Origin of the sequence: Flavobacterium zhairuonense, from assembly GCF_004352915.1 — a bacterium.
Lineage (GTDB): Bacteria > Bacteroidota > Bacteroidia > Flavobacteriales > Flavobacteriaceae > Flavobacterium > Flavobacterium zhairuonense.
Genome location: NZ_SJSY01000007.1, coordinates 1 through 229 on the forward strand (window position 1 = coordinate 1; position 229 = coordinate 229).

Sequence of the window (229 nt, forward strand, 5' to 3'; positions counted from 1 at the left end):
CACAACAGCTCCTACTTGGAATACCCAGGCTGGTTCTTTAGATGTGACTTTGGAATGCAGCGATGCGGCAGGTCTTGCCACAGCCCAGGCCCAATTCCCTACAGCTTCTGACTTATGCGATGCTGATGTTTCAAACATCACCAAAACAAACGGACAGTTCGTCGCTTCCCAAGGATGCGGAAACGCTGGAACATACACCAACACTTGGACAGTTAAAGATGATTGCGGA

General features: G+C 49.3%; 1 protein-coding gene. It reads left to right on the forward strand.

Features of this window, described 5'->3' with window-relative positions:
- On the forward strand, positions 1 to 229 hold a 229-nt coding region (locus tag EYY60_RS22105; protein WP_162847806.1), incomplete at both ends, for a hypothetical protein.